This is a genomic window from Actinomadura sp. NPDC047616 (assembly GCF_040642915.1).
GTDB classification, from domain to species: Bacteria; Actinomycetota; Actinomycetes; order Streptosporangiales; family Streptosporangiaceae; genus Spirillospora; species Spirillospora miaoliensis.
Window position 1 is genome coordinate 217006 of sequence record NZ_JBEYTB010000012.1, and the last position, 19416, is coordinate 236421.

Consider the following 19416-nt stretch of genomic DNA (forward strand, 5'->3'; position numbering starts at 1 on the left):
GGGTTGAAGGGGGTCGTCCCCCCTGGTCATAGCGTGGGGCCGGAGCTGCCGCCGCTGGCATGCCAGAGGCGGGCGGGGGGACGTTTGACGTCGCCGCCCGCGTGGCCGATGTCGGCGTACGGGGACAGGGCGAAGCCGTTGGCGTAGACGATGCGGCGGCCGACCGAGCGCGAGGAGGCGACGTCCCGTCCCTCGCGGGCCATGGCCGCGCGGACGGCGGCGGGGCCGCCGCGCTGCCACGCCTCGAACAGGCCGACCAGGTCCCAGCAGGCGTAGGCGGTCAGCGACGCCGGTTGCCGGCCGCCCTGGGCCCGGCGGACGCGGCCGCGCACCACCAGCAGCCACGAGCTGAACACGATCGCGGCGCAGCGGTCCTGCACGGACTCGAAGAAGGTGAGGTCGACGGGGCCGGTGGCGTCGTCGAGCGTGGCGAAGATGATCCGCTGGCCGGACCGCACGGCGGGCGTCTGCGTGGCCACCTTGACGCCGGCGACCAGCACGTCGTCGCCGTGCGGGCGGGCGGCCAGCTCGCGGGACCGGACGACGCCCAGCCCGTGCAGCATCTCGTCGTAGAAGCTCAGCACGTGCCGGCTCACGTCCATGCCGAGGATGTCCAGCTCGGCCTCGACCACCTCGGCGGGCGTCATGTCCGGCAGCTGCCCCACCGGGATGTGCTCGACGACGCCGAGCCCGCCCTCGGTCCGGTCGTGGCCGAGCGGCAGCTGCCCCTCGATCAGCCCGTCGGGGGGACGCGACGTCGCCCGGTCCAGCGCCCCGACGCGGCACAGCAGGTCCCGCCGGTTCAACGCGGCGGGGCGCCGCCCGGCCGGGGCGGGCCCGCCCAGCGCGCGGTCACCGGCCGGCATGAACACGGCCGCGCCGGCGACGGCCGACGCCCTCCCGCCGCCGCTTCCGTTGACGGCGGCCGCGGGCGCGGGCGCGGCGACGGGCGGGCGCAGGTCGTAGAGGGCGTCGAAGGCCCCGGCGAGGACGAGCCGTTCGGCGGTGGGACGGGACACCTTGGCGCGGCGCCAGAAGTCGCCGAGGGAGTCGTAGGGGCGGCGTTCGACGATGCGCGACACCTCGGCCGCGCTGATCCCCCTGACCTCGCTCAACGCGACGCGGATTCCGTAGCCGTCGTGCCGGCCGCCCTGGGAGACCGGTTCGACGTGCCAGTCGGCGGCCGAGCGGTTGACGTCCAGCGGCAGGATCGGGACGCCGAAGTGGCGGGCGTCGTCGAGGATGGCGCGCTTGGGATACATGCCGGGGTCGTGGGTGAGCACCCCGGCGTAGAACGCGGCCGTGTGGTGGCGTTTCAGCCAGGCCGACTGGTAGGTGGGCAGGGCGAACGAGGCGGCGTGCGCCTTGCAGAAGCCGAACGCGCCGAACGCGGTGAGCGTCCGCCAGACCCGTTCGACGGTCGTCTCGTCGTAGCCGCGGGCCAGGGCGGCCGCGCGGAACCACACCGCCGCCTCGCGCTGCCCCTCCTCGTCGCCGAGCGCGCGCCGTACCGCCTCGGCCTCCGACAGGCCGCACCCGGTCATGACGTCCAGCACGCGCAGCACCTGCTCGTGGAACACCACCACGCCCTGGCTCTCGCGCAGCGCGCCGGCCAGGTCGGGGTGCGGGTAGGACGGGGCGCGGCGGCCGTGCCGGGCCTCCAGGAACGGCGTGACCATGTCGGAGTTGACCGGGCCGGGCCGGAACAGCGAGATGTCGATGACCAGGTCGTCCAGGTTCCGCGGCTGCAGCTTGCCGAGCAGCTCGCGCTGGCCCGGCGACTCGATCTGGAAGCAGCCGAGCGTGCGGGAGGTGCGGATCAGCTCGTAGGTGGCGGGGTCGTCGCGCGGCACGGCCTCCAGGTCGATCTCGGCGCCCTCCACGCGGGCGATCTCGGCGACCGCGTGGGCCATCGCCGACTGCATGCGCACCCCGATGACGTCGAGCTTGAGCATCCCCATCTCCTCGACGTCCTCCTTGTCGAACTGGCTCATGGGGAAGCCGAGCATGCTGGTCTCGATGGGGCTGCGGTCGCGCAGCGTGCCGTTCGACAGCAGGACGCCGCAGGGGTGCATGGCGATGTGCCGGGGCAGCCCGTCGAGCCGTTCGGCGATCCGGAACAGCACCTCCAGGCGGCCCTGGGACAGGTTGCTCTGGCGCAGTTCGGGCAGGTCGTTCAGGGCGGCGCGGATCTGGCGGGCGCGGATGTGCGGGAACGCCTTGGCGATGGCGTCGATCTCCTGCGGGGGCAGGCCGACCGCGTTGCCCACGTCGCGGATGGCGCTGCGGGCCCGGTAGGTCTCCATCATCGACACGCACGCCACGTTGTCGCGGCCGAACCGGTCGAACAGCGCCTCGTAGGCCTCCAGGCGCCGCGCCGACTCCACGTCCAGGTCGATGTCGGGCAGGCCGGGGCGGCTGTCGGCCAGGAACCGCTCCATCAGCAGGTCGTGCCGCAGCGGGTCCAGGTCGCCGATGCCCAGCAGGTAGTTGACCAGGCTGCCGGCGCCCGAGCCGCGGATGGCGCAGCGGATGCCGCGGCCGCGGATGAGGGCAGCGGCGTCGGCGACGGTGAGGAAGTAGGCGGCCAGGCCCTTGCGGGCGATGACCCCGAGCTCGTCGGCCAGCCGGGCGGCGGCCCGCGCGGAGTGCTCCAGGCCGCGGCGGGCCAGGCCGTCATGGCACCGGGCGACCAGCATCGCGTGGGCGTCGCCGTCGACGTCGGGCAGGTGCAGGGCGCCCATGCCGAGGTCGGCGGGCGAGTCCAGGGCGCAGCGTTCGCCGAGCCGCAGCGTGGCGGCCATCAGCTCGTCGGCGGCGCCCGCGCCGCAGGCCAGCTCGGCGACGCGCCGCATCTCCGGGATCGGCTTGAGGTAGGACTGGCCGGTGGTGTCGTCGAGGTGGCGGCGGTGCAGCGGGACGAGCCGCCGCGCCGCGTCCAGCACCTGCGCGACGGGATGGTCGGCCTTGTCCAGGTAGCGGACGGCGTTGCCGAGCACCGCCGGGACCCCGGCCTCCCGGGCCAGGGCGAGCATCCGCGCGGCGCGGAACCCGTCGCCGGGCCCCTGGTGGTCGACGATCTCGATGACCGTCTCGGCCGTGGCGCGCCAGGCCGCCAGCCGGGCCGCGGCCAGGTCGTGGTCGCGTTCGGCGACGGCCTGTCCCACGTCGGAGGCGGGGCCGAGCAGCACGACCAGCCCGTCGGCGTGCTCGCCGACCATCTCCCGGGTGGCGACCGGTCTGGTGCGCTCGCCGCGGGCGTGGGCGGCGCTGACCAGGCGGCACAGCGACGCCCAGCCGCGGCGCCCGTCGGCCAGCACGACGACCCGGTGCGCGGGCTCGGCGGGACGGCGCGGGCGCCGGGCGTCCGGCGCGGGCCGCGCGCCGGACGCCCGGCCCTCCGGGGCGGTGACGGCGAGGTCGACGCCGAGCACCGGCCTGACGCCCGCGTCCCGGCAGGCCAGCACGTGCTTGACCGCGCCGTACAGGCCGTCGCGGTCGGTCAGGGCCAGGGTGCGCATGCCCAGGCCGGCCGCGCGGGCGGCCAGCGCCCGCGGCGGGGCCGTCCCGTACCGGAGGGAGTAGGCGGAGGCGACATGCAGGTGCACGGCGCGCCGCCTTCAGTCCCACACCCGGGACAGCATCCAGTCGCCGGCGGCCGCGTCGTAACGCAGCTCGTACACGCCGATCTCCCGGTCCGGGGTCGCCTCGACCCGCCAGAACTCCCGTTCGCCGGTCACCTCCGCCTCCGGCTGCTGCTCGCGCCACCAGTCCCGCGTCGTGACCCAGTGCTCCAGGATCCGCCGTACGGTGTAGAGCCGTCCCCGCCAGACGAACCGGACCGGGCGCCCGTCGGACACCCAGACCTCGACCGGGTCGCCGAATACCCGCGTCATTCCCCTCCCCCGCCTGTAGAAAAGCGATGACCGCACGGGGGAAGGCATGCGGCTTGTTCGAACACTTGTTCGTGACAAGTCTAGGGAAGCCGGGGACCGTCCGGCAAGGCGAAAGCGGGCGGCCGCCACCCGGCCGCCCGCACGAAAGTGCAGGTCAGAGCGTCAGACCAGCAGGCGCACCAGCTGGTCGGCGACCTCGGCGACCTGGCTCACGGGGGCGATGCCGCCGCCCGTCCACAGATAGGACCAGCCGTCTCCGGCGGGCGTGGCCACGACCATGGCGCGCTGCCGGGACACCGGGTTCAGCACGCACAGCACCGACTCCTCGGGCGCGGCCAGCCGCCAGCGCAGCCCGCGCGCCTCGACCTCGTACGCCAGTGCCGCGAGGTGATGCCGCCGCACCTCGGCGATCTTCTGCGCGTCGACAACGGACACCGCGATCAGCCGCCTCACCGTAAGAGTGACCGCCGTACGGCGACGCTGAGCGCCCGGACGGCGACCTTCGGTAACTACTCCCAGGATGTCCGGCGACGGAGATCAGCACCGGAGAACCGGGAAGTTCGGTCAACTTTTTCCTCCCCCGCCTCGGCGCCGACGGTACGGAACAGAAAGCCACCTCATCCTTACGGCGTGTGACCGTCCGCCCGGAGGGCCCCGCCCGGCGGATCCCGGTGGACGCGGCCCGTGATAGACCGCTGACAACACGACAGATCGGTCCGAAGGAGCCCGCCGATGGCCGCAGCCGACCCCGCCGGCGGCGACGTCACAGGCAGCAGCACGCAGCGTCCCGGCACCCCGCCGCCGGAGACGGCGGCGCCGCACAGCGCGCCGGCGCACGCGGGCCTGCGCGAGCGCAAGAAGCAGCGCACGCGCATGGCCCTGATCGACGCCGCGCTCGACCTGTTCCTCGCCCAGGGGTACGAGGAGACGACCATCGACGAGATCGCGGCGGCGGTGCAGGTGTCGCAGCGCACGTTCTTCCGCTACTTCGCCGCCAAGGAGGACGTGATCTTCGGCTACGTGACCGAGTACGACCGCCTCCTGGTGGAGGAGCTGGCGGCCCGTCCCGCCCGTGAGCGGCCGTTCACCGCGCTGTTCGAGGCGCTGCGCGGCCTGCTGCGCGCCATCGCCGAAGGCGATCCCGCCGACGCGGCGCGGTTCCGCCGGGTCCTGCGGGTCGTGGAGGCGACCCCCGCCCTCGCCGCGGCGCAGATGGCGCGGTTCACCGCCACCGAGGAGACCCTCGCCGCCGCGATCGCCCGCCGACAGGGCGTGGATCCGGCCCGCGACATCCGTCCCCGCCTGCTGGTCGCCTTCTTCACCGGGGCGACGCGCGTGGCGTTCGGCCAGTGCGCCCGGCAGGAGCTGTGGGACCCGGCCGCCGTCGCGGCGCGCGTGGACGAAATCGTCGCGGTCGCCCACGACGACCTGCGCGGCTGGATCTGACGCACGGCACCGGGCGGGGATGATCCCCATGTCCCGCCGTGTTGGGGACACACACAGGTGACTGGAGAGGACAACGACATGCGCGCGATCGTCGTCAACCGCAACGGCGGCCCGGAGGTGCTGGAGCCCGCCGAACGGGAGGACCCCGTGCCGGGCCCCGGCGAGGTGCTGATCGACCTGGCGGCCAGCGGCGTCAACTACATCGACGTGTACTTCCGGACGGGCGCCTACAAGCAGGCGACCCCGTTCGTCCCGGGGCAGGAGGGCGCGGGCACGGTCGCCGCGGTCGGTGAGGGCGTGACCGGCGTCGCCCCCGGCGACCGCGTGGCCTGGCAGGGCGTCCTCGGCTCCTACGCCCAGCGCGCCGTGGTCCCCGCCGACCAGACCGTCCCGGTGCCCGACGACCTGAGCCTGGAGGACGCGGCGGCGTCCCTGCTGCAGGGCATGACGGCGCACTACCTGACGCACTCCACCTACGCGGTGCGGCCGGGCGACACGGTGCTGGTGCACGCGGCCGCGGGCGGCATGGGGCTGCTGCTCACGCAGATCGCCAAGCTGCGCGGCGCCCGCGTGATCGGCACGGTGTCCACGCCGGAGAAGGAGCGGCTGGCGCGCGAGGCCGGCGCCGACGAGATCGTGGGCTACGACGGTTTCGCGTCCGAGGTGCGGCGCCTGACCGGCGGCGAGGGCGTCGCCGTGGTGTACGACGGTGTGGGCGCCGCCACGTTCGACGGCAGCCTGGAGAGCCTGCGCCCGCGCGGGACGCTGGCGCTGTACGGGGCGGCCAGCGGCAAGGTCCCGCCGTTCGACCCGCAGCGCCTCAACCCCGCCGGCTCGCTGTTCCTGACCCGGCCGACCCTGGCGCACTACACCCTCACCCGGGAGGAGCTGCTGGAACGCGCCTCGGCCGTCTACGGCTGGATCGCCAAGGGCGAGCTGCGCCTGCACGTCGGACAGCGCTACGACCTGGCCGACGCCCGCCGCGCCCACGAGGATCTGGAGGGACGCCGCACCACCGGCAAGCTCCTCCTGCTGCCCTGAGCGAGGCGTCCGTGTGCCCGCATCGCGGGGGCGGGTCCCACTAGGGTGGGATTCCGCCAGTTCACCTCGACCCCCCAGGACCACGATGACCACGCACGCGGGAGAGAACGCCGATTCCCTGCAGCCCGACGACCCCCGGGAGCTCGGCCCGTACCGGCTGCTCGCCCGGCTCGGCCGGGGCGGTATGGGAACCGTCTTCCTCGGCGAGGACTCCTCGGCGTCCGGCCCCGGCCGCCATGTCGCCGTCAAGGTGATCAACCGTGAGCTCGCCAGCGAGACGGCGTTCCGCGAGCGGTTCCGGCGCGAGGTGACCGCCGCCCGACAGGTGCGCCGCTTCTGCACCGCGCCGGTGCTGGACGCCGAGCTGGACCGCGACCCGCTGTACGTCGTCACCGAGTACATCGACGGTCCCAGCCTGGAGCGGGCGGTGGCCGAGCGCGGGCCGCTGCCCGGCTCCGACCTGGAGGGCCTGGCGGTCGGGGTGGCGACCGCGCTGGCCGCCATCCACGGCGCGGGCATCGTGCACCGCGACCTCAAGCCCGCGAACGTGCTGCTGTCGGCGACCGGCCCGCGTGTGATCGACTTCGGCATCGCCCGCGCGCTGGACGCGGCCGAGGGCCCGACCCGCACCGGGCAGTTCGTCGGCACGCCCAACTACCTGGCGCCCGAGCTGCTGCGCGGCGAGCCGGTCACGGCCGCCTCGGACGTGTTCTCCTGGGGCTGCGTGGTGGCGTTCGCGGGCACCGGACGCGCCCCGTTCGCGGGCAACACCGTCCCGGAGATCTTCTACCGGGTCGCGCACGAGGCGCCGCGGCTGGACGGGCTCGACCCCGCGCTGCGCGAGCTGGTGACCGCCACCCTCGACAAGGACCCGAACAACCGCCCGTCGGTCGGGGAGCTGCTCGGCCGCCTGGTCGGCCACGCCCAGCCCGACCCGGCGCGGCTGGCCGAGACCGTCCAGGCGAGCTGGCACGCCGGGCCCGGCCCGGATCCCGCGACGGCGTCGCCGGCCCGGCCCGGCGGCGAGGACACCCGCGAGGACGCCCCGTCCCAGCCGCACGCGTCCCCGCAGCCCCCGCCGCCGCCCGCGCCGCCCGCCGCCCCGGCGGGCACCGGCCTGCTCGACCGCCGCCCGTCCCGCCGCACGTCGCTCATCGGCGCGGGCGCCGGCGTGGCCGGCGTGGCGCTGCTGGCCGCCCTGCTCGTCGCCGTCTTCGGCGGCGACTCCCCGCCCGAGGACACCGCGCCGGTCTTCAGCGACGACTTCAGCAACACCCAGTCCGGCTGGGCCGGCGGCACCTACACCGGTGGCGCCGGCTACCAGGACGGCCACTACCGCATGGACACCGACGACTGGCTGAAGAAGCGGGCGCCGAAGGAGACCGACGTGCCGGTCCGCCTGCTGGCCGGCGTCACCTCGACGTCCGTGCAGGCGCAGCCGGACGCCCAGCTCGGCCTCTACTGCCGCGACGCCGGCAACGACACCAACAAGGAGACCGGCTACTGGTTCATGGTGCGCGCCGACGGCAAGGGCGCGCTGCTGCGCAAGGCGTCCCCCGACCAGGGCACCAAGGAGCTCATCGCCACCGAGTCGGCGCCCGGCTGGAAGTCCGGCGAGCGCAACCGGCTGCAGATCGCCTGCGAGGAGCAGGACAAGGGCAAGAAGGTCCACCTGCGGCTGTGGGCCAACGACGACCTGGTGCTGGAGTACACCGACGACGCGGCGCCGCTGCCCAACGGCGTCTCGGGGCTGGTCATCCGGCGCGGCGGCAACGCGGCCCAGAAGATCACCACCGACTGGGACGACTTCGACCTCGCCGAGATCCGGGGCTAGGGGCGCGTCCCGCTCGCCCCGCCCTCTCCGGCACCCGGCTCCAGCACGCGGCCGATGATCGACTCGCGGATCGTCTCCGTACACTGACGGCCATGGCATCCCGCATCAGTGAGCTGGTCCTCGACGCCGCCGACCCCGACCGGCTCGCCGCGTTCTGGAGCGAGGTCCTCGGCTACGTCGAGTTCCACCGGGAAGAGGACGGAAGCATCCACATCGGGCCGCCCGGCGTGGGCTTCGGCGGCCCGCAGCCCACGCTCGTGCTCAGCCCCAGCAGCGACCCGCGGCCCAGGAAGCTCCGCCTGCACATCGACGTCAACCCCACCGACCGCGACCAGGACGCCGAGCTGGAGCGGCTGCTGGCTCTCGGCGCCAGGCCCGCCGACGTCGGCCAGACCGGCACCGAGAGCTGGCACGTCCTGGCCGACCCGGAGGGCAACGAGTTCTGCCTCCTGCGCACCCGGCTCCAGCCGCTCTGACCGCGTGCGTCGAGCGGCCGCGCGGAACGCCCTACTCGCCTGCGGCGGGATCCGGCAGGTAGCCGGTGATCCAGCGGGACAGCTCGGTGAAGACCTGGTCGCGGACGGGCTTGGCGGACAGCACCAGGTCGTGCACGCCGCCGTCGATCCGCACGAGCGTGACGTGCCGTCCGAGGCGGGGCGCCCAGCGGGCCATGTGCTCGACGTCCAGGACGGCGTCGGCGCTGGACAGGTCGGCCACTCCCGGCTTGGGGCGGACGCTGCGGGTGGAGGTCATCACCAGGACGGGCACGTCGATGTCGAGGCCTCGGTGCAGCCGCAGCTGCCCGCGCCGGACGGCCGCCAGCCACGCGGCCCGCACCGGGAAGCCCTCCAGGGGCTTCCACGCCAGGTCGAAGTCCCACTCGCCGTCGTGGTCGGCGTGGATGCTGCGCGGGTACAGGTCGGAGACGCCGGCGGGCAGCTTGGCCTTGGGGAACCGCGCCCGCAGCGTCCGGGCGAGCCCGGCGCCGAGCTTGCGCAGCGGCAGCGGCTCGTTGATGTCCAGGAACGGGCTGTTGAGGAACAGGCCGTCGACCAGGCCCCGGCCGCGCACCCGGTCGGCCCACAGCGCGGCGACCAGCCCGCCGGTGGAGTGGCCGTTGAGCAGCACGACCCGGTGCTCGTCCTCGTCCCGGACGATCCGGACCGCCGCGTCGATCTCCGGGAAGTACTCGGTCAGGCTGTCGACGTAGTTGGGCGTCTGGTGGGGGCGCAGCGACCGGCCGTACTTGCGCAGGTCCAGGGCGTAGAAGTCGAACCCGCGCTCGACGTAGAAGTCGGCCAGGTGCCTCTGGAAGAAGTAGTCGACGAACCCGTGCACGTAGAGCACGGCGCGGCGGCACGGACGCTCGCCGCGGCGCCGGACCAGCGTGGCCACGACCTCGCCTTCGGCGTCGTGGCCCATGGGCAGTTCGATGGCCTCGTACTCCGGCCCCAGCACGTCCGTCGTCGCCTTCATGCGCCCCAGCGTACGGCCGACCCCACCGCCAACCGGAACACCCGTTTTAGCCTGACCGGAACATGCGGCTCCGGCCACTAGGGTATGGGCGTCCCGTTGCCGATCGATCGACAGGAACGACCAGGCATGCCCGAAACCCTGCGGACCGGCCTGCGCCGGCGCCACATGACCATGCTCGCGATCGGGGGCGCCGTGGGAGCGGGGCTCTTCGTGGGCAGCGGAGCGGTGATCAAGACGGCGGGCCCCGCCGCGGTCCTGTCGTACGCGGCGGCCGGGCTGCTGGTGCTGTGCGTGCTGCGCGCGCTGGGCGAGATGGTGGTGGCGCGCCCGGTCGCCGGCTCCCTGGCCGAGTACGCGCGGATGGCCCTCGGCCCCTGGGCGGGCTTCACCATCGGCTGGCTGTACTGGTACCTGTACGTGATCCTGGTCGGCGCCGAGGCGGTGGCGGGCGCGGCGATCCTCGGCGAGTGGATCCCGCTGCCGCAGTGGACGCTGGCCGCGGCGCTGCTGTTGGTGATGACGGCCGTCAACCTGGTGTCGGTCCGCTCGTTCGGGGAGTTCGAGTTCTGGTTCGCCTCCATCAAGGTGGCCGCGATCCTGGTGTTCCTCGTGCTGGGCGGCCTGTACGTGGCGGGGGCGTGGCCGGACGCGACCGGCGGCCTGGGCAACCTGACCGGCCACGGCGGGTTCCTGCCGAACGGCCCGGCCTCGGTGTTCGCGGCGATCGTGGCGGTGATGTTCGCGTTCGGCGGCACCGAGATCCCCACGATCGCCGCGGCGGAGAGCCGGGAGCCGGGACGCGCCGTCGCCCGCGCCACCGGCAACGTGCTGTACCGGGTGGCGCTGTTCTACGTGCTGTCGATCCTGCTGGTGGTGACGATCCTGCCGTGGAACGACGCCAGGGTGCTGACCAGCCCGTTCGTCAGCGCCCTGGACCGCGTCGGGGTGCCCGCGGCGGGCACGCTGATGCAGGCGGTGATCCTGACCGCGGTGCTGTCGGTGCTGAACTCGGCGATCTACGTCTCGTCCCGGATGCTGTACGTCCTGACGCGGAACGGCGACGCCCCGGCCGCCCTGGTGCGGCTCAACCGGCGCGGCGTGCCGGTGCGGGCGATCCTGCTCGGCACCGTGGCCGCGTGGGGCGCGGTGGTCGCCTCGTACGTCTCGCCGGACGCCGTCTTCAAGTTCCTGATGAACTCGATCGGGGTCATCCTGGCCTTCGTCTACCTGGCCGTCGCGTTCTCGCAGCTGCGCCTGCGCGCCCGGCTGGAGCGCGAGGACCCCGGCAGCCTCACCTACCGGATGTGGGGGTACCCGTACCTGACCTGGCTGGTCGTCGCCGCCCTGCTGGCGGTGCTGGTGTCGATGGCGTTCATGGCCGAGCAGCGTTCGCAGCTGCTCGCCTCCGCGCTCAGCCTCGCCGTCGCCGCCGCGGTGTACCCGCTGCGCCGCCGCTACGGCAGGACCCCGCCGGTGTCCGAGGTCCCCGTGCTCACCCACCGGCAGGATGAACCCTTTGCCGGAAACGTGTGAACGTGACGGGCGCCTCCCGCATCTCACAGTGTGGGAGGACACATGCCAACGACTCCGCTCCGGCCCGGTGATCCCGAGCGCCTCGGCCCCTATCGCGTCACCGGCAGGCTCGGGCGGGGCGGCATGGGCACCGTCTTCCTCGGCGTGGCCGGCGAGGACCGCCGCGTCGCCATCAAGGTCATCAACGCCGAGCTGTCCGACGACGCCGCGTTCCACGAGCGGTTCCGGCGCGAGGTGACCGCCGCGCGCCAGGTGCGCCGGTTCTGCACGGCCGCGGTGCTGGACGCCCGCCTGGACGGCGACCCGCTGTACGTGGTGACCGAGTACGTCGACGGGCCCACCCTCGAGCAGGCCGTCCGCGAGCAGGGCCCGCTCCGCGAGGGCGCCCTGGAGAGCCTGGCGGTCAACATCGCCACGGCGCTGGGCGCCATCCACGGCGCGGGGGTGGTGCACCGCGACCTCAAGCCGTCCAACGTGCTGCTGTCCTCCACCGGCCCCCGGGTCATCGACTTCGGCATCGCCCGCGCCCTGGACGCGCCGGAGGGCCCCACCCGCGCCGGCCAGTTCGTGGGCACGCCCGCGTACGTCGCGCCCGAGCTGATGCGGGGCGGCGCCCTGACCCCGGCCGCCGACGTCTTCTCCTGGGGCTGCGTGGTCGCCTACGCCGGCACCGGCCACGCCCCGTTCCCCGGCACCAACGTCCACGAGATCATGCACCGCGTCCTGACCGCCCCGCCCGCCGTGGACGCCCTGGACCCGGCCCTGCGCCCCCTGGTGACCCGCGCCCTGGCCAAGGACCCGGCCGACCGCCCCGACGCCGCGACCCTCCTGCGGGAACTGACCGGCCACCCGTCCCTCGTCCCCGGCCCGGCGGCGACTCCCCCTCCGGCGCCGCCTCCGCCTCCGCAGGCGGAGGCGCCGCCGACGCGACACACCCCCTCACCTGCCGAAGCGCCGCCCGCCGAAGCCGCCCCCGCGCCCGCCGGGCCAGGGCTCGCGGCCTCGGCGACCGCGCCCTCGGGGCCGTCCCCGCAGGACGAAAAGCGGCCTTCGCCGGAGGCCGCGGGTGAGGCGACGGCGGCCGGGGCGTCGGTTCACGGGGCACCGACGCAGGCGGTCGCCGAGGTCGGGCGCGACACGGGGACGCGGCGGCGCAACATGCTGGTGCGGGTGGGGGCGCTCGCGGTGATCGGCGCCGCGCTGGGCGTCCAGCAGCTGCTGCCCGACGACGGCACGTCCGAGGCGTCCGCCGACGATCCGCCCAGGTCGGCGGCGGTGCTGATGAAGGACGACTTCGACGACCCCGGCAGCGGCTGGACGGCCGGATCCGGCGGATGCGGCGCCTACCGGGACGACGGCTACGTGCTGGACATCACCCCGCGCGCCGGGGCCGCGCAGGCGTGCGCGGCGTCCACGGCGATGCCGTCGCCGCAGCACGGCATCGTCGACGTCAAGGTCAGGCTGGCGGCGGGCCCGAACGGCACCGCCTGGGCGGCGGGCGTGCACCTGCTGGCCGGGAAGGGCGGCGACGACCGGTACGACGTGGTGCTGCGCCCGGACGGCACGGCCGGGCTGAACAAGGTCGTCGGCGGGAAGGCGACGGAGCTGGCCTCCGGCCGCGTTCCCGACTTCGAGCTGGACGACCACAACCGGATGCAGGCCGAGCTGGACCTGCGCGGCGACGCCCCGCGCATCGCGCTGTGGGTCAACGGCGGCAGGGTCTTCGACCACACCGACACCCGCGACCCGCTGCGGCAGGGCACGACCGGGCTGGTGCTGTACGACGCCGGGACGAGCGAGCGGGTCACGGCCGCGTTCGACGACTTCACCCTGTGCCAGGCCGAGGACGCCTGACCCGCCCCTCCCGTCGGCCTACTGTTCGTCCTCGGCCTCCAGGTCGCCTTCCGTCTGGAGGTAGGCCCGGCGGAGCCGGTCCAGGGTCTCGGGGTCGGGGGCGGCCCAGAGCCCGCGGTCGGCGGCCTCCAGCAGGCGTTCGGTGATGCCGCGCAGCGCCCACGGGTTGGACTGCTCCATGAACGCGCGGGTCTCGGCGTCGAAGACGTACTCCTCGGCCAGGCTCTCGTACATCCAGTCGTCCACCACCCCGGCGGTCGCGTCGTAGCCGAACAGGTAGTCGACGGTGGCGGCGAGCTCGAACGCGCCCTTGTAGCCGTGCCGCCGCATCGCGGCGATCCAGCGGGGGTTGACGACGCGGGCGCGGAAGACGCGGTGGGTCTCCTCGGCCAGGGTGCGGGTCCTCACCTGGTCGGGCAGGGCCGAGTCGCCCACGTACGCGGCGGGGTCGCGGCCGGTCAGGGAGCGCACCATGGCGACCATGCCGCCGTGGTACTGGAAGTAGTCGTCGGAGTCGACGATGTCGTGCTCGCGGGTGTCCTGGTTCTTGGCGGCGACGGCGATGCGGCGGAACGAGGACTCCATGTCGGCGCGGGCCTCGCGGCCGTCCAGCCCCCGGCCGTAGGCGTAGCCGCCCCACACCGCGTACACCTCGGCCAGGTCGGAGTCGTCGCGCCAGTTGCGGGCGTCGATGAGCGGCAGCAGCCCCGCGCCGTACGCGCCGGGCTTGGAGCCGAAGATGCGGGTGGTGGCGCGGCGCCAGTCGCCGTGCACGGCCCGGTCCGCCACGGCGTGCCGCCGCACGAAGTTGCGGTCGGCGGGCTCGTCCAGCGCGGCGACGGCGCCGATGGCGTCGTCGAGCAGCGCGATGACGTGCGGGAACGCGTCGCGGAAGAACCCGGAGATGCGCAGCGTGACGTCGATGCGGGGGCGTCCCAGCTCCTCCAGCGGGACGATCTCGAAGCCGGTGACGCGGCGGGACGCGTCGTCCCACACCGGACGGCAGCCGATGAGCGCGAGCACCTCGGCGATGTCGTCGCCCTGGGTGCGCATGGCGCTGGTGCCCCACACGGTCAGGCCCACGCTCGCCGGGTAGTCGCCGGTGTCGTCCAGGTGCCGCCGGATCAGCGAGTCGGCCAGCGCGACGCCGACCTCCCAGGAGTTGCGGGACGGGATCGCCTTGGGGTCGACGGAGTAGAAGTTGCGGCCGGTCGGCAGCACGTTGACCAGCCCGCGGGTGGGCGACCCGGACGGCCCGGCGGGCACGTACCCGCCGGACAGGGCGTGCAGCACCGCGCCGATCTCGTCCCGGGTGGCCGACAGCCGCGGCACCACCTCCGCCGCGGCGAACTCCAGCAGCCGGACGACGGGCTCGATCTCCCGGTCGAGCGCGTCGCGGCACACGGCGGGGGCCTGCGCGGCGTCCCAGCCGCGTTCCTCCATGCCCTCGACCAGGCGGCGCGCCAGCGACTCCAGGACGTCGACGGCGTCGGAGGCGGTGCGCGCGTGCGTCCCGGCGATGTCGGCGTCCACCACCGCGCCGGGCTCGGCGAGCAGCGCCTTCTCGTCCAGGCCGTGTGCGGCGGCGAGCGCGGCGCGCAGGCCCGGCATGGCGCCGGCGACACCGCCCCACACCTGGGCGGCGCGCAGCACGGCCAGCACGAGGTTGACGCGGGTCGGGCCGAGCGGCTCCTGCCCGAGGACGTGCAGGCCGTCGCGGATCTGCACGTCCTTGATCTCGCACAGGTAGCCGTCGATGTGCAGGATGAAGTCGTCGAACTCGGCCTCGCCGGGCATCTCCTCCTGGTGCAGGTCGTGGTGCAGTTGCGCGGCCTGCACGAGCGTCCAGATCTGGGCGCGCACCGCCGGGAGCTTGGCCGGGTCCAGGTCGGCGACGGTGGCGTACTCGTCGAGCAGCTGCTCCAGCTTGGCCAGGTCGCCGTAGGTCTCGGCGCGCGCCATCGGCGGGACGAGGTGGTCCACGACGGTGGCGTGCCCGCGCCGCTTGGCCTGCGTGCCCTCGCCCGGGTCGTTGACGATGAACGGGTAGACCAGCGGCAGGTCGCCCAGCACGCCGTCGGGCGCGCACTCCGCCGACAGGCCGAGCCCCTTGCCGGGCAGCCATTCCAGCGTGCCGTGCTTGCCGAGGTGCACGACCGCGTCGGCGCCGAACTCCTCGTCCAGCCAGCGGTAGGCGGCCAGGTAGTGATGGGACGGCGGCAGGTCCGGGTCGTGGTAGATCGCCACCGGGTTCTCGCCGAAGCCCCGCGGCGGCTGGATCATCAGCACGACGTTCCCGAACCGCAGCGACGCCAGGACGATGTCGTCTCCGTCCACGTACAGGTCGCCGGGCGGCTCGCCCCAGTGCTCGCGGACGCGTTCGCGCAGCGGTTCCGGCAGCGCCTCGAACCAGCGGCGGTAGGCGTCGAGGGGCACCCGCGCCGGGGCGTTGCGCAGCTGCTCCTCGGTGAGCCACTCCACGTCGTGGCCGCCCGCCGCGATCAGCGCGTGGATGAGCGCGTCGCCGGTGTCGGGATCGCTCCAGTACGTTCCGTCGTCGCCCAGCCGGTAGCCCGCGGCGGCCATGTCGCGCAGCAGCCGCACGGCCGAGGTGGGCGTGTCGAGCCCGACGGCGTTGCCGACCCGCGAGTGCTTGGTGGGGTACGACGACAGCACGATCGCGACGCGTTTGCGTTCGTTCGGCACGTGCCGCAGCCGCGCGTGCCGCACGGCGATCCCGGCGACGCGCGCGGCCCGCTCCTCGTCGGCCACGTAGACCGGGATGCCGTCGGGGCCCTCCTCCTTGAAGGAGAACGGCACGGAGATCAGGCGCCCGTCGAACTCGGGGATGGCGACCTGCATGGCCGCGTCCATCGGCGACAGCGCCCCGTCCGACTCCTGCCAGGCGGCGCGGGGCGTGGTCAGGCACAGGCCCTGCACGACGGGCACGTCCAGGGTCGCCAGCGCGCCCGCGTCCCACGATTCCTCGTCGCCGCCCGCACTGGCCTGCGACGCGACCGTCCCGCCCGCCGCCAGCACGGTGGCGACCAGCGCGTCGGCCTGCTTCAGCAGGTCGAGCAGGCCGGCGTCGGCGCCGCGCAGCGACCCGCAGAACACCGGCAGCGCGTTGCCGCCCTTCTCCTCGATCTTCCGGCACAGCACGTCGACGAACGCGGTGTTGCCCGACAGCTCGTGCGCGCGGTAGAAGACGACGCCGACCGTGGGACGGGCCGGGTCGGTCCCGTACGACCCGTGCACCCCGTACGACGGCATCGCGGTCGGCGGCGCGAAGCCCTCCCCCGTCAGCAGCACGGTGTCCGACAGGAACCGCGCCAGCTCCCTGAGGTTGGCGACGCCGCCCTCGCGCAGGTAGCCCAGCGCCTCGGCCGCCACCCCGGCGGGGACGGTGGACAGGCCCATCAGCTCGGCGTCCGGATCGGCCTCGCCGCCGAGGAACACCACGGGCAGGCCGCCGCGGCGCAGCCGCTCGACGCCCTCCGGCCAGGTCTTGCGCCCGCCCAGCAGCCGCACGACGACGACGTCGGCGCCCTCGGCGAGCCGGTCGACCTCCTCGGCGGCGAGCCGCACCGGGTTGGCCGTCACGTAGCCCGCGTCGGCCGCGCGGGCGGCGAGCAGTTCGGTGTCGGCGGTGGACAGCAGCAGAACACGCATCGGCAGGGCCTCCTCCGGGGTCCGCGCCCCGGCTCGGTGACGAGGTCACGACGGCGCGGAGTCTCCTGGCTCCCGGATCGACGTCTCGGCCCCCGGCCTTCCAGCGCGTACGCCGTGGCCCTGTGCGGAGGCGGACTCCCCGGTCACAGTTGCGGGACAGCCCCGGATTCGCACCGGGTTCCTCCCCTACCGTCGGCCGCCATCGTAGCCGTGACTGAACCGGCGCCCCAGAGCCGCCGTACACAGGTTGGGCAGCGCGGACCGGCCTTCCCTGCGAGCCGGCATGCGCGACAGTGGTCAGCAGGCTGCGTATGGGAGGACCCCCTCGTGTCTCTCTTCACGCCTTCCCCCCGGGAGACGGCGACGGCGGACGGCGACGCGACGACGCCGGAAGGCGTCCCGTCCCGCGAGCGGGGGGCGTTCGCCGTGCTGCGCCGGCACCGCGTCTGGTCGCGGACGGTCACCGTCCTGGCGTTCCTGCTGGTCGCGTTCGCCCTGCTCACGCCGAACCACCTGAACAGGCTCACGCCCGGCGCGTTCGCGCGGGTGCCGATCGAGGGCGTCCTCGGCGTGGTCCTCGTCCTGGCCCTGCGCGGGCGGGCCCGGCGGATCGCGGCGGGGCTCGGCGGCGCCGCCCTCGGCGCGCTGCTCGTGGTGAAGATCGTCGACATGGGCTTCTACCAGGTGCTGGTCCGGCCGTGGGACCCGGTGCTGGACTGGGCGTTCGTCGACGCGGGCCTGGAGTTCTTCACCGGCGAGTACGGCGGGGCCGGCGGCGTCGCGGTGCTGGCCGGGGCGGTGGTGCTGGCCGTCGGCGTGATCGCCGTCATGGCGCTGGCGGCGGTGCGGCTGGCGGGCGTCGCGGCCCGGCACGACACCGGGGCGGCCCGCGCCGTCGTGGTGCTGTGGGCGGTGTGGACGGTGGGCGTCGTGTTCGGCGCGCAGCTCGTCCCGGGGGTGCCGGTCGCGTCCTCCGGCACCGCCAAGCTCGCCTACAACCGCGCGCTCAAGGTGCGCAGCGGCCTGCACGACAAGGAGGTGTTCGCCCGGCAGGCCGCCGTGGACGGCTTCCGCGCCACGCCGGGCGACCGGCTGCTGACCGGCCTGCGCGGCAAGGACGTGCTGGTCGCCTTCGTGGAGAGCTACGGACGCGACGCCGTCGAGGACCCGGAGTTCTCCGCCCAGGTCGGCGCGGTGCTCGACTCCGGCGGCGAGCGCCTGCGCGCGGCCGGGTTCGGGGCGCGCAGCGCCTGGCTCACCTCCTCCACGGTGGGCGGGGGAAGCTGGCTGGCCCACGCCACGCTGCTGTCCGGCCTGTGGATCGACAACCAGCAGCGGTACCGCAACCTCGTCGCCGGCGACCGGCTGACGCTCAACCGCGCCTTCGGCCGGGCCGGGTGGCGGACGGTCGGCCTCATGCCCGCCATCATCCGGGCCTGGCCGGAGGGCCGGTTCTTCGGCTACGACCAGGTCTACGACAACCGCACCCTGGGGTACCGGGGGCCGCGCTGGGCGTACGCCACCATGCCCGACCAGTACACCCTGTCGTTCTTCCAGCGCGTCGAACGCGAACGCAAGGACCGGGACACGCCCGTCATGGCCGAGACCGCGCTGGTGTCCAGCCACGCGCCCTGGGCCGCCGTCCCCCGCCTCGTCGACTGGAACCAGGTCGGCGACGGGTCGATCTTCAACGGCCAGGGCGGGATGAGCCTGAAGAAGGCCCAGTGGCCGCCCAACGACCGCATCCGGGGCGAGTACCGCAAGTCCATCGAGTACACGCTGAACACCCTCATCTCCTACGTGGAGACCTACGGCGACGACGATTTCGTGCTGGTCTTCCTCGGCGACCACCAGCCCGCCCCGCTGATCACCGGCGAGGGCGCGAGCCGGGACGTCCCGATCACCATCGTCGCCCGCGACCCCAAGGTGCTGGACCAGATCTCCGGCTGGGGCTGGCAGGACGGACTCAAACCCGCCCCGCGGTCCCCCGTCTGGCCGATGAACGAGTTCCGCGACCGCTTCCTGACCGCCTTCGGCTCCCAGCCCGCCGGCGCCCCGTCCCAGGCCCACCCCCGCTGATCGCCGGGGACGTCGGGACCTTCGGCATGTGCGCCCCGCGCGGCCGTGGGTAGTGCTTGCGGCAACACCGCGGACACGAGGACGGACGCACATGAACACGCAACCGATACCGAACACCGACCGGCCGGTCGTCGGGTCCTACACCACCTACGCGGAAGCCCAGCGGGCGGTCGACTTCCTGTCGGACGAGAAGTTCCCGGTGGAGCGGACGGCCATCATCGGCTCCGACCTGAAGATGGTCGAGACCGTCCTCGGCCGTCTCACCAAGGGCCGCGCCGCCCTGGCCGGAGCGGGCAGCGGCGCCTGGTTCGGCCTGCTCATGGGGCTGCTGCTGACACTGTTCACCAGGAACCACGGCGCCGTGCCGTCGCTGCTGGTCGGCGGCATCGTCATCGGCGCGGTGTTCGGGGCGGTCTTCGGCTTCATCGCCCACGCCGTCACCGGCGGCCGCCGCGACTTCGCCTCCCGCAGCCAGATCGTCGCCGCCCGCTACGACGTCGTCACCGATCCGGAGGTCGCCGAGGACGCCAAGAACCGGCTCATCAAGCTGTCCTGGCGGGAGGGCTGACCGGGCGTTCGCGTCCG

Annotated in this window: 13 protein-coding genes and 1 riboswitch; of the genes, 8 read left to right on the plus strand and 5 right to left on the minus strand. The window is 74.2% G+C overall.

Annotation, left to right across the window (positions count from 1 at the left end; translation table 11 throughout):
* Positions 1–26: 26 nt before the first annotated feature.
* The 3 genes from dnaE to ABZ801_RS27550 all read right to left on the minus strand — a co-directional run bounded on the left by dnaE (position 27) and on the right by ABZ801_RS27550 (position 4349).
* A complete protein-coding gene (gene dnaE, locus ABZ801_RS27540) occupies positions 27–3608 on the minus strand; it encodes a DNA polymerase III subunit alpha (RefSeq protein WP_360702975.1) in 3582 nt (1193 codons plus the stop codon).
* A 12-nt stretch (positions 3609–3620) separates the two neighbouring features.
* On the minus strand, positions 3621–3896 hold the full coding sequence (locus ABZ801_RS27545) for a DUF6504 family protein (protein ID WP_344952759.1): 276 nt from the start codon (positions 3894–3896) through the stop codon (positions 3621–3623).
* Between the two features lie 162 nt (positions 3897–4058).
* Complete coding sequence (locus tag ABZ801_RS27550) at positions 4059–4349, minus strand: hypothetical protein (protein ID WP_360702979.1); 291 nt, start codon at positions 4347–4349, stop codon at positions 4059–4061.
* A gap of 279 nt (positions 4350–4628) precedes the next feature.
* Between ABZ801_RS27550 and ABZ801_RS27555 the strand changes: the two genes are divergently transcribed.
* The 4 genes from ABZ801_RS27555 (at position 4629) to ABZ801_RS27570 (ending at position 8693) form a co-directional block, all read left to right on the plus strand.
* On the plus strand, positions 4629–5342 hold the full coding sequence (locus ABZ801_RS27555; protein ID WP_360702982.1) for a TetR family transcriptional regulator: 714 nt from the start codon (positions 4629–4631) through the stop codon (positions 5340–5342).
* 78 nt (positions 5343–5420) lie between these two features.
* Positions 5421–6383 (plus strand): quinone oxidoreductase, encoded by a 963-nt coding sequence (locus ABZ801_RS27560; RefSeq protein ID WP_344952764.1) that lies wholly within the window; start codon positions 5421–5423, stop codon positions 6381–6383.
* Positions 6384–6468: 85 nt separating this feature from the next.
* Entirely contained in the window at positions 6469–8217 is a 1749-nt protein-coding gene (locus ABZ801_RS27565; RefSeq protein WP_360702985.1) for a serine/threonine-protein kinase, read from the plus strand.
* A gap of 92 nt (positions 8218–8309) precedes the next feature.
* Positions 8310–8693, plus strand: coding sequence for a VOC family protein (locus tag ABZ801_RS27570; RefSeq protein ID WP_360702987.1), 384 nt, complete (start codon positions 8310–8312; stop codon positions 8691–8693).
* A gap of 31 nt (positions 8694–8724) precedes the next feature.
* Here ABZ801_RS27570 and ABZ801_RS27575 read toward each other — a convergent pair whose 3' ends face one another.
* On the minus strand, positions 8725–9693 hold the full coding sequence (locus ABZ801_RS27575) for an alpha/beta hydrolase (RefSeq protein ID WP_360702990.1): 969 nt from the start codon (positions 9691–9693) through the stop codon (positions 8725–8727).
* A gap of 126 nt (positions 9694–9819) precedes the next feature.
* Between ABZ801_RS27575 and ABZ801_RS27580 the strand changes: the two genes are divergently transcribed.
* Both ABZ801_RS27580 and ABZ801_RS27585 read left to right on the plus strand, forming a co-directional pair.
* Entirely contained in the window at positions 9820–11226 is a 1407-nt protein-coding gene (locus ABZ801_RS27580; protein ID WP_360702994.1) for an amino acid permease, read from the plus strand.
* Between the two features lie 42 nt (positions 11227–11268).
* Positions 11269–13080, plus strand: coding sequence for a serine/threonine-protein kinase (locus tag ABZ801_RS27585; RefSeq protein ID WP_360702997.1), 1812 nt, complete (start codon positions 11269–11271; stop codon positions 13078–13080).
* Between the two features lie 18 nt (positions 13081–13098).
* Here ABZ801_RS27585 and cobN read toward each other — a convergent pair whose 3' ends face one another.
* Positions 13099–16752, minus strand: a complete 3654-nt coding sequence (cobN, locus tag ABZ801_RS27590) for a cobaltochelatase subunit CobN (RefSeq protein ID WP_360702999.1) — start codon at positions 16750–16752, stop codon at positions 13099–13101.
* A gap of 58 nt (positions 16753–16810) precedes the next feature.
* Positions 16811–16936, minus strand: a riboswitch (cobalamin riboswitch).
* Between the two features lie 143 nt (positions 16937–17079).
* On the opposite strand from cobN, the gene ABZ801_RS27595 reads away from it, so the two are divergent.
* Together ABZ801_RS27595 and ABZ801_RS27600 are read left to right on the plus strand one after the other, a co-directional pair.
* Positions 17080–18831, plus strand: a complete 1752-nt coding sequence (locus tag ABZ801_RS27595) for a sulfatase (protein WP_360703001.1) — start codon at positions 17080–17082, stop codon at positions 18829–18831.
* 91 nt (positions 18832–18922) lie between these two features.
* Positions 18923–19399, plus strand: coding sequence for a general stress protein (locus ABZ801_RS27600; protein ID WP_360703004.1), 477 nt, complete (start codon positions 18923–18925; stop codon positions 19397–19399).
* Positions 19400–19416: the final 17 nt, after the last annotated feature.

Excerpts from the sequence above, each read along its gene's own strand:
- ABZ801_RS27560 (WP_344952764.1), top strand. The coding sequence starts at position 5,421 with ATGCGCGCGATCGTCGTCAACCGCAACGGCGGCCCGGAGGTGCTGGAG.
- ABZ801_RS27545 (WP_344952759.1), bottom strand. The coding sequence starts at position 3,896 with ATGACGCGGGTATTCGGCGACCCGGTCGAGGTCTGGGTGTCCGACGGG.
- ABZ801_RS27575 (WP_360702990.1), bottom strand. The coding sequence starts at position 9,693 with ATGAAGGCGACGACGGACGTGCTGGGGCCGGAGTACGAGGCCATCGAA.
- ABZ801_RS27585 (WP_360702997.1), top strand. The coding sequence starts at position 11,269 with ATGCCAACGACTCCGCTCCGGCCCGGTGATCCCGAGCGCCTCGGCCCC.
- ABZ801_RS27565 (WP_360702985.1), top strand. The coding sequence starts at position 6,469 with ATGACCACGCACGCGGGAGAGAACGCCGATTCCCTGCAGCCCGACGAC.
- ABZ801_RS27580 (WP_360702994.1), top strand. The coding sequence starts at position 9,820 with ATGCCCGAAACCCTGCGGACCGGCCTGCGCCGGCGCCACATGACCATG.
- cobN (WP_360702999.1), bottom strand. The coding sequence starts at position 16,752 with ATGCGTGTTCTGCTGCTGTCCACCGCCGACACCGAACTGCTCGCCGCC.
- ABZ801_RS27555 (WP_360702982.1), top strand. The coding sequence starts at position 4,629 with ATGGCCGCAGCCGACCCCGCCGGCGGCGACGTCACAGGCAGCAGCACG.
- ABZ801_RS27570 (WP_360702987.1), top strand. The coding sequence starts at position 8,310 with ATGGCATCCCGCATCAGTGAGCTGGTCCTCGACGCCGCCGACCCCGAC.
- ABZ801_RS27600 (WP_360703004.1), top strand. The coding sequence starts at position 18,923 with ATGAACACGCAACCGATACCGAACACCGACCGGCCGGTCGTCGGGTCC.